The organism is Streptomyces sp. NPDC090088 (assembly GCF_044747345.1).
In the GTDB taxonomy this organism is placed as follows: Bacteria; Actinomycetota; Actinomycetes; order Streptomycetales; family Streptomycetaceae; genus Streptomyces.
On sequence record NZ_JBIVDZ010000002.1, the window covers coordinates 35924 to 49932 of the forward strand.

The window sequence follows — 14009 nt, forward strand, 5'->3', positions numbered from 1 at the left end:
TTCCGTTCTTCATGTACCGCTGTCTGGCAGGGACTTTACACGTCGGAAGCATTGACTTCATCCATCCATTGGATTTAGCTACCGCCCACAGAACCTGGCCGAAAGACGGTCGGGTCGCGCGGGGTGGCGCAAGGGGACGCCCTCCCGGCAGGAGTCGTCGCGACCCGTATGCCTCGCGGCTTCCCTAGGTTTCGCGTTCCCGGAGGGACCTCGTGCGTTCGAAACTCATCACCGCCGCGGCCGTCACCGCCGCCACCGCTCTCGCCGCCAGCGGCTGCAGCTCGGGCTCCTCGGGGAGTTCGAGCAAGTCGATCAAGGTCGTGTACTGGCAGAACCTGAACAGCGCCAACAAGCTCCAGGCGAACTTCCTGGCCTCGATGGTGAAGGAGTTCACCAAGGCCAACCCCGGCACCAAGGTCGACCTCGTCCCGGTCACCGCCTCCGAGGCCGACTACTACACGAAGATCCAGCTCATGATGCGGTCCCCCTCGACCGCCCCGGACCTGGTCTACGAGGACACCGCCCTCATCAACTCCGACATAGCCGGCGGGTACCTGAAGCCGCTGGACGCCTACTCCGCCCAGTGGGCCGACTGGTCCCAGTACGCGGCCGCCGCCAAGACCGCCGTCACCGGCGCCTCCGACAACAAGGTCTACGGCGTCCCGGACAACACCGACACCCGCGGCATCTGGTACAATAAGCAGCTCTTCGCCAAGGCCGGTATCGCCGTGCCCTGGCAGCCCAAGACCTGGGCCGACGTGCTGAGCGCCGCCCGGAAGATCAAGGCGAAGCTCTCCGGGGTCACCCCGATGAACCTCTACACCGGCACCGCCGGCGGCGAGGCCTCCTCCATGCAGGGCTTCGAGATGCTGCTGTACGGCACCCCGGCCGGCGACAAGTCCCTGTACGACGCGAGCCAGAAGAAGTGGGTCGTCGGCAGCCAGGGCTTCAAGGACGCCCTCGACTTCGTCCACACCGTCTACAGCGAGAAGCTCGGCCCGTCCGTCTCCGACGCCCTCGGCGCCAACTTCGGCACCACCGTCGGCACCGAGCTGATCCCCGCCGGCAAGCTCGCCATCGACATCGACGGCTCCTGGATGCCCAACAACTGGGGCTCCACCAGCGCCAAGCCGTGGAAGGACTGGGAGTCCGTGATGGGTACGGCGGCCATGCCGACCCAGAACGGCCAGGAGCCCGGCAAGACCAGCATGTCCGGCGGCTGGGCCTGGTCCATACCGGCCAAGGCGGGCAACGCCGACCTCGCCTGGAAGTTCCTCCAGTCCGTCCAGACCAAGACCAACTCCGCGCAGTGGAACACGGTCAACTCGACCATCGCCACCCGCACCGACGTCGCGAGCGACTCGTCGTACCTGAACTCGGTCTCGACCAACAAGTTCTTCACCGAACTGGTCGCCGACACCCACTACCGCCCGGGCCTGCCCGCCTACAACCAGGTCTCCACCGCCATCCAGAAGGCGATGGAATCGGTGACCACCGGACAGGCCTCCGTCGACAAGGCGGCAGCCACGTACGACAACGATGTCAAGTCCGCTGTCGGCGACGACAAGACGGTCAAGGGCACCTCGTGAGCACCCTGACCACCGCACCCCCCGGGACCGACGGCGACCGCCGGTCCCGGGGGGTGCCCCCCGCCGCCCAGAGCCTGCTGCGCGGGCTCCCGCTGCTGCCGTCGGTGCTGCTGCTGGCCGTGTTCCTGGCCGGGCCGATCGGGTACTGCGTGTACTACGCGTTCACCGACATGCAGCTCACCGGCGCCTCCGGCACCCACTTCACCGGCTTCGCCAACTTCACCCGCGCCTTCCACGACGCCGACTTCCTCAACGCCGTATGGCTCACCCTGGTCTTCGTCGTCGGATCGGCCGTCGTCGGGCAGAACACGCTGGGCCTGGCGCTCGCCGTCCTCATGGAGAAGGCGGCCAAGCCGGTCCGCTCGATCGTCAACGGGGTCGTCATCGCCGCCTGGGTGCTGCCCGAAGTGGTCGCCGGCTACCTGATGTACGCCTTCTTCTACAGCCAGGGCTCGCTGAACTCGATCCTGTCGGCCCTGCACCTGCCGCAGCAGAACTGGCTCTACACCCTGCCGATCCTCGCGGTCTGCCTCGCCAACGTGTGGCGCGGCACCGCCTTCTCCATGATGGTGTTCTCCGCCGCCCTCAACGACGTGCCCCAGGAACTCACGGAGGCCGCCGAGATGGACGGCGCCGGCCCCTGGCAGCGGTTCTTCCGGGTCACCCTGCCCGTCATCCGCCGCTCGATCCTCACCAACCTGATGCTGATCACGCTCCAGACCCTGTCGGTCTTCGGCCTGATCTACACCATGACCCGGGGCGGCCCCGGCAACAAGAGCGAGACCCTGCCCGTCTTCATGTACCAGCAGGCCTTCCAGAACAGCCTCATTGGCTACGGCACCGCGATCGCGCTGGTGCTGCTGTTGGTCGGCGCCCTGTTCTCCGCCGTGTACATCCGGCTGCTCAAACTGGAGGACGACTGATGGCCGTCGCCGCCACCACCACGCCGAAGACCGGCGACACCCCGGCCGCGGTCGCACCTCGGACCGTCCGGCGCCGCCGCCCCCGGCCCGGCAGGGGCATCGTCAACGTCCTGCTGCTCGCCGTCTCGCTGGTCTACGTCCTGCCGCTGCTGTGGATGCTGATCGCCTCCGTCAGCAACCTCAACAGCTTCCGGCTCGCCCTGCCCGACGCGCTGACCCTGGACAACTTCGACGCGGTCCTCAACGTCGACACCACCTACCGGCCGATGCTCAACAGCCTGCTGCTGTGCGGCTTCGCCACGCTCGTCACCGTGGTCGTCTCCATCCTGGCCGCGTATCCGCTCTCCCGGTACCGGTCCCGGCTGCGCCGGCCGTTCCTCTACACCATCCTGTTCTCCACCGGGCTGCCCATCACCGCCGTGATGATCCCCGTCTACAGCATGTTCGTGCAGGTCAACCTGATCGACTCGATGCCCGGTACGACCCTGTTCCTGGCCGCGTCCGCGCTGCCGTTCGGGATCTGGCTGATGAAGAGCTTCATGGACGGGGTGCCGCTCGTCCTGGAGGAGGCCGCGCGCATCGACGGCGCCGGGGCGATGACGGTGCTGTGGCGGGTGGTGCTGCCGCTGATGCGCCCGGGCGTCGTGGTCGTCACCATCTTCACCTTCATCGGCATGTGGGGGAACTTCTTCGTCCCCTTCATCCTGCTGCTGTCGCCGGAGAAACTCCCCGCGTCCGTCAGCGTGTTCACGTTCCTCAGCGCGCACGACCAGACGCAGTACGGGCAGCTGTCGGCGTTCTCGATCATCTACTCGCTGCCGGTCGTGATGCTCTACCTCATCCTGTCGCGCAAGCTCGGCGGCGGCTTCGCACTCGGCGGCGCGCTCAAGGGCTGAAGCCCCGGCCGGCCCCTCGCAAGCCCCCCCCGGCACCCCCCACTCCCACGGAGAAAGAAACCCATGCACAACGACCGTGAAGTCACCGAGCAGCGGCTGGACCGGGTGCTGGACCAGCGCATCCGGCCCGCCGTGCACGCCCGGTCGGTCCCCCTCCAGGTCGAGGTCTGGGACGTGTCCGGTGAACCCGTCCCCGTGCCCGAGGGGATCGGCGCCCCTTACCGGCCGGCACGGACCGGCGACCGCTGGGGGCCCGCCTGGACGACCAGCTGGTTCAGGGTCAGCGGTACCGTGCCCGCCGAGTGGGCCGGGCTGCCCGTCGAGGCCGTGCTCGACCTCGGGTTCGCCACCCACTCCGCCGGGTTCTCCGCCGAGGGGCTCGTCTACCGAGCCGACGGCACCGCCGTCAAGGCCCTCAACCCGCGCAACACCTGGCTCCCGGTGACCGAATCGGCCGTGGGCGGAGAGGAGTTCACCGTCCACATCGAGGCCGCCGCCAACCCCGTCGTGATGCACACCGCGCCCGGCGAACTCAGCTTCGGCCCCACCTCCGTCGGCGGCCGCGCCCCCTGGCTCGGCGACCCGGCCGCCGACCCCGGCGAACCCCTGTACCGGCTGCGCCGCCTCGACCTGGCCGTCGTCGACCGGCCGGTGTACGAACTCGTCCAGGACCTCGAAGTCCTCGGCCAGCTGATGCGCGAACTCTCACCCGACAGCCCGCGCCGCTGGCAGATCCTGCGCGCGGTCGACCGGGCCCTGGACGCCGTCGACCTCCAGGACGTCTCCGGTACGGCCGCCGCCGCCCGCGAGGCACTGGCCCCCGCGCTCGCCGCGCCCGCCAACGCCAGCGCGCACCGCGTCTCCGCCGTCGGCCACGCCCACATCGACACCGCCTGGCTGTGGCCGCTGCGCGAGACCGTCCGCAAGGTGGCCCGCACCGTCTCCAACGTCACGCAACTCATGGACGATCACCCGGAGTTCAAGTTCGTGATGTCCCAGGCGCAGCAGCTCGCCTGGCTCAAGGAGCACCGGCCCGAGGTGTACGCGCGCGCCCAGGAGAAGGCCAAGGCCGGGCAGTTCCTGCCCACCGGAAGCCTCTGGGTCGAACCCGACACCAACATCTCCGGCGGCGAGGCCCTGGTCCGCCAGTTCGTCCACGGCAAGCGGTTCTACCTGGACGAGTTCGGCGTCGAGACCGAGGAGATGTGGCTGCCGGACACCTTCGGCTACAACGCGGCCCTGCCCCAGCTGATGAAGCTCGCCGGGGTCCGCTGGTTCCTCACCCAGAAGATCTCCTGGAACACCACCAACAAGTTCCCGCACCACACCTTCTGGTGGGAGGGCATCGACGGCACCCGGATCTTCAGCCACTTCCCGCCCGTCGACTCCTACAACGGCGAGCTGTCCGGCGCCGAAGTCGCCCACAGCGTAAGGAACTTCCAGGACAAGGGCGCCGTCAACAGCTCCCTCGTCCCGTTCGGCTACGGCGACGGCGGCGGCGGCCCCACCCGCGAGATGCTGGCCCGCGCCGCCCGGCTCACGGACCTGGAGGGCTCGGCCCGCGTCGAGATCGAGGGCCCGGCCGACTTCTTCGCCCGCGCGGAGCAGGAGTACGCGGAGGCCGGCGGCGCCCCCGTCTGGTCCGGCGAGCTCTACCTGGAGTTCCACCGCGGTACCCTGACCAGCCAGCTCGCCACCAAACAGGGCAACCGGCGCAGCGAACACCTGCTGCACGAGGCCGAGTTGTGGGCGGCGACGGCGGCCGTCCGGGACGGGCACCCGTACCCGTACGAGGCGCTCGACCGGCTGTGGAAGACCGTCCTGCTGCACCAGTTCCACGACATCCTGCCCGGCACCTCCATCGCCTGGGTGCACCGGGAGGCGGAGGAGACGTACGCCGCCGTGGCGACGGAACTGGAGGACATCGTCGGCGCGGCCCAGCGGGCCCTGGCCGGTGCCGGCTCGGACACCCCGCTCGTCTTCAACGCGGCCCCGCACGCCCGCGCCGGGACCCCGGCCATGGGAGCCGCCCCACGCACGGCGGCGACCGAGGACACCCCCGCCCTCCCGCACCCCGACGGCCTCGTCCTCGACAACGGCGTGGTCCGGATCGTCGTCGACACCGACGGACTGATCGCCTCCGCGTACGACATCGCCGCCGGCCGCGAGGCCCTCGCCCCCGGCACCCGGGGCAACCTGCTCCAGCTGCACCAGGACTTCCCCAACCAGTGGGACGCCTGGGACATCGACGCCTTCTACCGCAACAACGTCCGCGACCTGACGGCGGCGGAGTCGGTGACGGCGCTCCCGGGCGGTGGCGTACGGGTGGTCCGCACGTTCGGCGACTCCCGTATCGAACAGACGCTGACCCTCCCGCCGGGCACCCGACGGCTGCTGGTGGACACGGTCGTCGACTGGCACGAGCGGGAGAAGCTGCTCAAGGCCGCCTTCCCGCTGGACCTGCGGGCCGCGTACTCCAGCGCCGAGATCCCCTTCGGCCACGTCGACCGCCCCACCCACACCAACACCAGCTGGGACGCCGCCAAGTTCGAGGTCTGCGCCCACCGCTTCCTGCACGTCGGCGAACCCGACTGGGGCGCCGCGCTGGTCAACGACTCGACGTACGGCCACGACATCACCCGGGACGTCCGCCCCGACGGCGGCACGACCACCACGGTCCGCCTCTCCCTTCTCCGCGCGGCCCGCTTCCCCGACCCCGACCAGGACCAGGGCACCCACCGGCTGCGCTACGCCCTCGTCGTCGGCGCCGACCTCCACGACGCCGTCCGCGAGGGCTACCACCTCAACCTGCCCGAGCGCGTCCTGCCCGGCAGCGGCCCGGTCGAGCCGCTGGTCGCCGTCGACGACGAGGGTGTCGTCGTCGAGACGGTCAAACTCGCCGACGACCGCAGCGGCGACGTCGTCGTCCGCCTCTACGAGGCACACGGGGTGCGCGCCCGGGCGACCCTGACCCCGGGCTTCGCCCTGGACTCGGTGACCGTGACCGATCTCCTGGAGCGCCCGCTGGAGGACCCGGCGAGCTGCGCGGTCACTGAGGCGGGAGAGGTCCGGCTGAGCCTGCGGCCGTACCAGATCCTGACGGTACGGCTGCGGCGCGCCGAGGAGTCGTAGTCGCAGATGGGGAGGGGGCCCGGCCGGTGGCCGGGCCCCCCGTGCTCAGAGCCGCTCGGGCGTCCGGATGCCCAGCAGGGACATGCCCTGGTGGAGGGTGCGGGCGGTCATGTCGCACAGCAGGAGGCGGTTCTCCGCGACGTCCTGCGGCGGCTGCGGCTTGATCACCGGGCACTTGTCGTAGAACGACGTGAACAGCGACGCCAGTTGGTACAGGTACGCGGCCAGCTTGTGCGGGGCGTACTCCGCCGCCGCCTCGAAGACCGTGTCGCCGAAGGCGTCCAGGTGCAGGCCCAGCGCCCGCTCCGCGGTGTGCAGTTCCAGCTCCGGGTGGGCGGCGGGGCGGACGTCGCCCGCCTTGCGGAGGATGGACTGGATCCGGGCGTAGGCGTACTGGAGGTAGACGGAGGTGTCGCCGTTGAGCGAGACCATCTGGTCCAGGTCGAACTTGTAGTCCCGGCTGGGGGACGTGGACAGGTCGGCGTACTTCACCGCGCCGATGCCGACCTGCGTGGCCCGCTCCTGGATCTCGTCCTCGGTCAGGTCCTGCGCCTTCTCCCGGACGACCTCGGCGGCCCGCTGCACCGCCTCGTCCAGCAGGTCCTCCAGCCGTACGGTCTCGCCCTCACGCGTCTTGAACGGCTTGCCGTCCGCGCCCAGCACCGTGCCGTAGCCCATGTTGTGCGCGGTGACGTCGTCGGTGAGCCAGCCCGCCCGGCGGGCCGCCTCGAAGACCATCTTGAAGTGCAGGGACTGGCGGACGTCCACGACGTAGATCAGGGACGTGGCGCGCAGGTCCTGGACCCGGTTGCGGATCGCCGTCAGGTCGGAGGCCGCGTAGCCGAAGCCGCCGTCCGCCTTCTGCACGATCAGCGGGACCGGCTGGTCGTCCTTGCCCCGGATGTCGTCGAAGAAGACGACGAGCGCGCCCTCGGAGCGGACCGCCACGCCCATCTCCTCCAGGAGCCGGGCGGTCTCGGGCATGCCGTCGTTGTACGCCGACTCGCCCACGATCTCGTCGTCGCGGATCTCCATGTCCAGCTTCTCGAAGACCGAGTAGAAGTAGACCTTCGACTCGTCCACGAACCGCTGCCACAGGTCGAGGGTCTCCTTGTCGCCGGACTGGAGGGCGACCACCCGCTTCCGGGCCCGCTCCTTGAACTCCTCGTCCGCGTCGAAGACCGCCCGGGACGCCTTGTAGACCCGGTTCAGGTTCGACATGGCCTGCTCGCCGTCCGTGTCGGTCTCCGCGGACAGCTCGGCCGGGTTCTCGATCAGGTACTGGATGAGCATGCCGAACTGGGTGCCCCAGTCGCCGATGTGGTGCCGGCCGACCGTCCGCTCGCCGGTGAAGTCGAGCATGCCGCGCAGGGCGTCGCCGATCACCGCGGAGCGCAGGTGGCCGACGTGCATCTCCTTGGCGACGTTCGGCTGCGCGTAGTCGATGACGGTGAGGCCCGGATGCGGCTTGGAGGGCACGCCGAGCCGGTCGCCGTCCGCGTACCGCGCGGCCAGGTTCCCGGTGATCGCCCGGTCCGCGAGGGTGATGTTGAGGAAGCCGGGGCCGGAGACCTCGACGTCCTGGATCAGGTCCGCGCCGGTGGTGATGTGCGAGACGACCTGCGTCGCCAGCTCCCGGGGGTTGGCCTTGGCCTTCTTGGCGGCGGCGAGGATGCCGTTCGCCTGGTAGTCGGCGCGGTCGCTGCGTCGCAGCAGGGGGTCCACGGGGGCCTCCGGCAGGGTGGCCGAGAGGGCGTTCGTGAGCTGCTGGGTGACGGAGTCGCTGAGGGACGTGACCGGGGCCATGGGGTGGGAGCCGTTCTCCTCGTGGGTGCTGGTAGACGGGTCCAGTATTTCACGGGGGGTAAAGGGGTTTTTGCGGCCACGGGGTGGGGGTGGTGCGGTGCGCTGCCGGGTGCGGGTGCGTGGGGGCTGGTCGCGCGGTTCCCCGCGCCCCCGGACGGCGGCTGCGCCGCCGATCGGGGGCGCGCCGCCGCTGGTCGCGCCCGCGCGGCGGAGCCGCATGTCAGATGCGGCCCCGCGCCCCCAGACGGCGGCTGCGCCGCCGGTCGGGGGTGTCTTGACAACCCGTTTTCGTAGATGTGGGGGTGCCTGGGAGAATGGGGCGGTCAGCCGTGCGACCGTACCGGCTGCCCGTTGCCAGAAAGAAGGACGTGCCGACGTGGCTCAGAGCACCGAGACCACCGACTGGGTCTCCCGTTTCGCGGATGAGGTCATCGAGGAGTCGGAGCGTCGGGCCCCGGGCAAACCGGTCGTCGTCGCGTCCGGGCTCTCGCCGTCGGGGCCGATCCACCTGGGCAACCTGCGCGAGGTGATGACCCCGCACCTGGTCGCGGACGAGGTCCGGCGGCGCGGGTACCAGGTGCGGCACCTGATCTCCTGGGACGACTACGACCGGTACCGCAAGGTGCCCGCCGGCATCGCCGGGGTCGACGAGAGCTGGGCCGAGCACATCGGCAAGCCGCTGACCTCCGTGCCCGCGCCGAAGGGCTCCGCGTTCCCGAACTGGGCCGAGCACTTCAAGGCCGCGATGGTCGAGTCGCTGGCCGAGCTGGGTGTGGAGTTCGACGGGATCAGCCAGACGGCCCAGTACACGTCCGGTGTGTACCGGGAGCAGGTGCTGCACGCCATGAAGCACCGGGGTGACATCGACGCGATCCTGGAGCAGTACCGGACGAAGAAGGCCCCCAAGAAGCAGCAGCAGAAGGCCGTCGACGAGGCCGAGCTGGAGGCCGAGGAGGGCTCGGGCGCGGCGAGCGAGGACGACGGCTCGTCCGGCTCCGCCGGGTACTTCCCGTACAAGCCGTACTGCGGGGGCTGCGGCAAGGACCTGACGACCGTCACGGCGTACGACGACGACAGCACCGAGCTGTCGTACGTCTGCACCGAGTGCGGCTTCACCGAGACCGTCCGGCTGAACGAGTTCAACCGCGGCAAGCTCGTCTGGAAGGTCGACTGGCCGATGCGCTGGGCCTACGAGGGCGTGATCTTCGAGCCGAGCGGTGTCGACCACTCCTCGCCGGGGTCCAGCTTCCAGGTGGGCGGGCAGATCGTCGGGATCTTCGGCGGGCAGCAGCCCATCGGGCCGATGTACGCCTTCGTCGGCATCAGCGGCATGGCCAAGATGTCGTCGTCCCGGGGCGGGGTGCCGACCCCGGCCGACGCGCTGAAGATCATGGAGCCGCAGATCCTGCGCTGGCTGTACGCCCGCCGCCGGCCCAACCAGTCCTTCAAGATCGCCTTCGACCAGGAGATCCAGCGGCTCTACGACGAGTGGGACAAGCTCGACGCCAAGGTCGCGGAGGGCGCCGCGCTGCCCGCCGACGTCGCCGCGCACTCGCGTGCCGTGCGCACGGCCGGCGGTGAGCTGCCGCGGACGCCCAAGCCGCTGCCGTACCGGACCCTCGCCTCCGTCGCCGACATCACCGCCGGGCACGAGGACCAGGCGCTGCGCATCCTCAGCGAGCTGGACCCCGCGAACCCGCTGGGATCGGTCGACGAGGCACGCCCCCGGTACGACAAGGCCGAGGCCTGGATCAACACCCAGGTACCGGCCGACCAGCGGACCATCGTCCGCGAGGAGGCCGACGCCGAGCTGCTGAAGTCCCTCGACGAGGCGTCCCAGCAGTCCGTACGACTGCTGCTCGACGGGCTCGCCGAGCACTGGTCGCTCGACGGACTGACCCACCTCGTGTACGGCGTGCCCAAGGTGCAGGCCGGGTTCTCCGCGGACGCGACGCCCAAGGAGCTGCCGGCCGAGATCAAGACGGCCCAGCGCACGTTCTTCGCGCTGCTGTACCACCTGCTGGTGGGCCGGGACACCGGCCCCCGGCTGCCCACGCTGCTGCTCGCGGTCGGGCAGGAGCGGGTGCGGGCCCTGCTCGGGGCGTAGCACCGGGATGTGAGGCACGAAGCATGAAGAAGGGGCCCTCCTCGGCGGAGGGCCCCTTCTTCATGCCGTTTCCTCATGCGGTCGCGCGGTTCGTTCGGCTCACGCGATGTGGTCTTCCTGCAACTCCGCCGTGTGGCGGTTGGTGAAGCGGTTGACCATGCGGTCCGCGTCGCGCTGCGGGAGCGTGATGCCGAAGGTCGCCTCCACGTCACCCCGGAACTGGCCGGAGCTGGGGTAACCGCCGTCTATCGACTTCTTGAAGACCAGGTAGAAGTCCTCCTCCGTCGGCTCCGGGGGCCCGCCGCCCTCGCCGAGCTCACGGGTGCGGCCCGGACCGGAGGGGATGGGGAAGCTGCCGGTCTGCTCCGACGGGGACTCCTCGGGGAGGGGCGGCTGCTCCTCCGGGAACTGGCTCTGGGCGAGCTGTTCCTGCCGGTACCGCTGTTCCTGCTGAAACTGCTGCTCCTGCTGGTACCGCTGCTGCTCCTGCTCGTACCAGGCCGCGTACTGCTCCTCGGTGAACTGCGGCTCGTACGGCGGCTCGAAGTCGGGGTTGTAGTCGCCGTGGTACTGGATCTGCTGCGGGTCCCTGGCGTGCAGCCACTGGTTGACGTCCGCCTCGGGTCCCGGCGCCGCGGCCTGCCGGGGGACGGCCGGCTGCCCGGCGCCGGGGGCCAGCTCGGGGCGCTGCTCGGCGGGCGGCGCGACCGCCGCCGCCGGAGCCGGGGCCGCTACGGCGGGTGCGGGGGCCGGCAGGAGGGCCGGGAGGTCGATGCCCGCCGCCGCCAGCCCCTCCGGGGCGGTGTCGGCGAGGGGGACGCCGTACTTCGCCAGGCGCAGGGGCATCAGGGACTCCACCGGAGCCTTGCGGCGCCAGGCCCGGCCGAAGCGGGAGCGGAGCCGCGCCTGATAGACGAGACGTTCCTGCTCCAGCTTGATGACCTGGTCGTAGGAGCGCAGCTCCCACAGCTTCATACGGCGCCAGAGCAGGAAGGTCGGGACCGGGGAGAGCAGCCAGCGGGTGAGGCGGACCCCCTCCATGTGCTTGTCCGCCGTGATGTCGGCGATCCGCCCGATCGCGTGCCGGGCCGCCTCGACCGCCACCACGAAGAGGACCGGGATGACCGCGTGCATGCCCACGCCCAGCGGGTCCGGCCAGGCCGCCGCGCCGTTGAAGGCGATCGTCGCGACGGTCAGCAGCCAGGCCGTCTGCCGCAGCAGCGGGAAGGGGATGCGGATCCAGGTCAGCAGCAGGTCGAGGGCGAGCAGGACGCAGATGCCCGCGTCGATGCCGATCGGGAACACGTAGGAGAAGTTCCCGAAGCCCTTCTTGATGGCCAGCTCACGGACGGCCGCGTACGAACCGGCGAAGCCGATGCCGGCGATGATCATCGCGCCGGTCACGACCACGCCGATGAGAACGCGGTGCATCCGAGTCAGCTGTATTCGCTCGGCCACCCGTACTCCCCTCCCCTTGCGTGTTGTTGCGCGCAACAGGGTGGCACATGTGTGCGGCGCACGTGTTGCCGGTCAGCTCTTCTTGGCTGACGACTTGGAGGGCGACGCGGAGGCGGAGGGCGACTTGGAGGCGGACTTGGAGGGTGTCGCCGCAGGTGAACTCGGCGCGGAACCGGACCCGTTGGCGGTCGAGACGGACGCCACCGCCTCCTTGGCGGCCTTCTCCGCCGCCTTCGTGAGCGTGTCGGCGGACGGCGTCTTCTCACCGGCCAGACCCGCGCCGTTGTAGTCGAGGGTGACGACCACGTTCGCGACCCGGGCCACCACCGTCTGCTGCTTGAAGGCGCCCTCCTTCTTCTTCAGGTCGTAGCGCACCGCGGTGGCCTGGTCGCCGGCCCCGGTCACCGGCTCCGACTTGGTGTTCTTGGCGCCGGACACGGACTGGGCGTCCTGTAGCTGGCTCGTGTAGTACGCCTCGGCCTGCTTCTCGCCGGAGCCGCGGTTGGCGTCCGAGTCGAAGCGCAGGAAGGAGATGTTCAGCCAGCGGAACTGGGAGCCCTTCACACCGTTGTTGTCCAGGCTGCTCCAGGAGCAGCTGTTCCGCGTGGCCACATCGTCCGAGCTGCCCTCCTTGCCCGACTTCACGCCCTTCGGGACGAGTTCGGTGAGGGTCTTCTTCGACAGCACCGCGCACGGCTCGGGCAGCTTCTGGTACTTGGCCGCCTGGACGGTCGGCGAGGCGGCCGTGGAGTCGCCGGTGGGGGAGGTGACGGTGCCGGTGCCGGTGCTGCTGCCCGTCCCCTGCGCGCCGCTGTCCGAGTCCGAGGAGCAGGCCGTCGCGAACAGGGCCACCGCGGGGACGGCCGCCGCGCAGACGAGACCGCGGCGCAGGCGCCCTGCCCGTCGCGGTGCGTTCCGTTCGGTGCGGGCGCTCTGGTCGGCTGGCTGGACTGCTACTCGCTGCATGGTTCCTTCACTCATACGTTCGGGGTTCCTGCGGTCGGATCGGGTCCGAGGGGCCACGGTACGCGGTGAGGGAGCTGTGCGGTTTTGGTTCGCGCGCTTTGCGGACGGGGTGCGGACGGTGTGCCCGGACGGTCAGCCGTTGAGGGCCTCGGCCAGTTGGGCGGCCAGATTCTGGGCCCTGTCCTGCATTTCCTTGCTGTCCGGGACGGTCCCGGTGGCCATCGGCTGCTCCTCGTACTCGATGGTCACCACGACGTTGGACGTGCGGAACACCACAGTCACGGTCCGCTGTTCGGCCGTCGAACCGGACGCGCTGAGCTGATCGTCGAGATACGCCTCGTCGCCGAGGTCGGCGAGCGTGCGGGGCTGGAGGGCGGCCGGGGTGGTGGAGGCGGAGGGCGACCCGGACGCCGAGCCGGAACCGGAGGCGGTGGGCGTGGCGGAGGCCGAGGGGGACGCCGACGAGGAGGGCGACCCGGACGGCGAATCCGATGCCGATGCCGACTCGGTCGCGCTCGCGGTGGGGGGCGCGGACTCGGGGATGTCGGCCGCCGCCTCCATCTGCGTGTAGATCGTCTGCGCCTCGGTGTCGTCGCTGATCGCGTTCTCGTACGACACCACGCGCTCGAAGTCGACGGAGAGCCGGTCGGTGGCGTCGCTGGACTCGACCTTCCAGCGGCAGCCGACCTTGCGGTCGGTGTCGTAGGTGAGCGTGGCGTCGCCCGCGTAGGCCTTGTCCCGCTGCTCCTCGTCGGTGATCTGGGCGATACCGGGGAGCAGGGAGTCCAGGGTGTCGTGGCTGACCGCGCCGCAGGCCTCGGGGAGGGTGCGGTACTTGCCGGGCTGGGCGGCGACGGTGGAGGTGCCGGTGTCCGCGTTCTTGTCGCTGGTGTCGTCGCCCCCGCTGGAACCGCTCGTGCAGCCGGCCAGCAGGGCCGCGAGAAGCGCGGCGGTGCCGGTTACGTACGCCTTCCGCTGCACGGTCAGGCTCCCTTCCGTTCACTGGGTCGCTCGGTCCTGCTCCAGTGTCCCCGCTGGTTATTCGCTTGCCGCAGCGGGGCGTCCCCTGGAGACAATGTGTATCGCACGCACTGCTGTGAACGCCGGTCCCTTGTCTGATTTCAACGACCTT

Annotated in this window: 9 protein-coding genes; 5 read left to right on the forward strand and 4 right to left on the reverse strand. The window is 70.2% G+C overall.

Features of this window, described 5'->3' with window-relative positions:
- Positions 1-212 precede the first annotated feature (212 nt).
- The 4 genes from ACIPSJ_RS08780 (at position 213) to ACIPSJ_RS08795 (ending at position 6540) form a co-directional block, all read left to right on the forward strand.
- Entirely contained in the window at positions 213-1589 is a 1377-nt protein-coding gene (locus tag ACIPSJ_RS08780) for an extracellular solute-binding protein (RefSeq protein ID WP_401344664.1), read from the forward strand.
- A gap of 5 nt (positions 1590-1594) precedes the next feature.
- Positions 1595-2512: a carbohydrate ABC transporter permease gene (locus ACIPSJ_RS08785; RefSeq protein WP_401346189.1), complete on the forward strand. Its 918-nt coding sequence runs from the start codon at positions 1595-1597 to the stop codon at positions 2510-2512.
- Entirely contained in the window at positions 2512-3408 is an 897-nt protein-coding gene (locus ACIPSJ_RS08790) for a carbohydrate ABC transporter permease (protein WP_401344665.1), read from the forward strand. Before ACIPSJ_RS08785 ends, ACIPSJ_RS08790 begins: the two co-directional genes overlap by 1 nt.
- A gap of 63 nt (positions 3409-3471) precedes the next feature.
- Positions 3472-6540: an alpha-mannosidase gene (locus ACIPSJ_RS08795; protein ID WP_401344667.1), complete on the forward strand. Its 3069-nt coding sequence runs from the start codon at positions 3472-3474 to the stop codon at positions 6538-6540.
- 45 nt (positions 6541-6585) lie between these two features.
- Here ACIPSJ_RS08795 and argS read toward each other — a convergent pair whose 3' ends face one another.
- A complete protein-coding gene (gene argS / locus ACIPSJ_RS08800; RefSeq protein WP_401344668.1) occupies positions 6586-8346 on the reverse strand; it encodes an arginine--tRNA ligase in 1761 nt (586 codons plus the stop codon).
- Positions 8347-8722: 376 nt separating this feature from the next.
- On the opposite strand from argS, the gene lysS reads away from it, so the two are divergent.
- Positions 8723-10453: a lysine--tRNA ligase gene (gene lysS / locus ACIPSJ_RS08805; protein WP_401344670.1), complete on the forward strand. Its 1731-nt coding sequence runs from the start codon at positions 8723-8725 to the stop codon at positions 10451-10453.
- A 99-nt stretch (positions 10454-10552) separates the two neighbouring features.
- On the opposite strand, the gene ACIPSJ_RS08810 is transcribed toward lysS, so the two are convergent.
- The 3 genes from ACIPSJ_RS08810 to ACIPSJ_RS08820 all read right to left on the reverse strand — a co-directional run bounded on the left by ACIPSJ_RS08810 (position 10553) and on the right by ACIPSJ_RS08820 (position 13858).
- Positions 10553-11884, reverse strand: a complete 1332-nt coding sequence (locus tag ACIPSJ_RS08810) for a DUF2637 domain-containing protein (protein ID WP_359226500.1) — start codon at positions 11882-11884, stop codon at positions 10553-10555.
- 99 nt (positions 11885-11983) lie between these two features.
- The gene (locus ACIPSJ_RS08815; protein WP_401344672.1) at positions 11984-12892 is read right to left on the reverse strand and encodes a DUF3558 domain-containing protein; all 909 of its coding nucleotides are present in this window, start codon (positions 12890-12892) and stop codon (positions 11984-11986) included.
- Between the two features lie 117 nt (positions 12893-13009).
- Positions 13010-13858, reverse strand: a complete 849-nt coding sequence (locus tag ACIPSJ_RS08820; RefSeq protein ID WP_359226504.1) for a DUF3558 domain-containing protein — start codon at positions 13856-13858, stop codon at positions 13010-13012.
- Positions 13859-14009 lie beyond the last annotated feature (151 nt).

What these genes read in the sequence shown, in the direction of transcription:
- ACIPSJ_RS08790 (WP_401344665.1), top strand. Translation starts at nt 2,512, where the DNA reads ATGGCCGTCGCCGCCACCACCACGCCGAAGACCGGCGACACCCCGGCC.
- ACIPSJ_RS08795 (WP_401344667.1), top strand. Translation starts at nt 3,472, where the DNA reads ATGCACAACGACCGTGAAGTCACCGAGCAGCGGCTGGACCGGGTGCTG.
- argS (WP_401344668.1), bottom strand. Translation starts at nt 8,346, where the DNA reads ATGGCCCCGGTCACGTCCCTCAGCGACTCCGTCACCCAGCAGCTCACG.
- ACIPSJ_RS08810 (WP_359226500.1), bottom strand. Translation starts at nt 11,884, where the DNA reads ATGCACCGCGTTCTCATCGGCGTGGTCGTGACCGGCGCGATGATCATC.
- ACIPSJ_RS08815 (WP_401344672.1), bottom strand. Translation starts at nt 12,892, where the DNA reads ATGAGTGAAGGAACCATGCAGCGAGTAGCAGTCCAGCCAGCCGACCAG.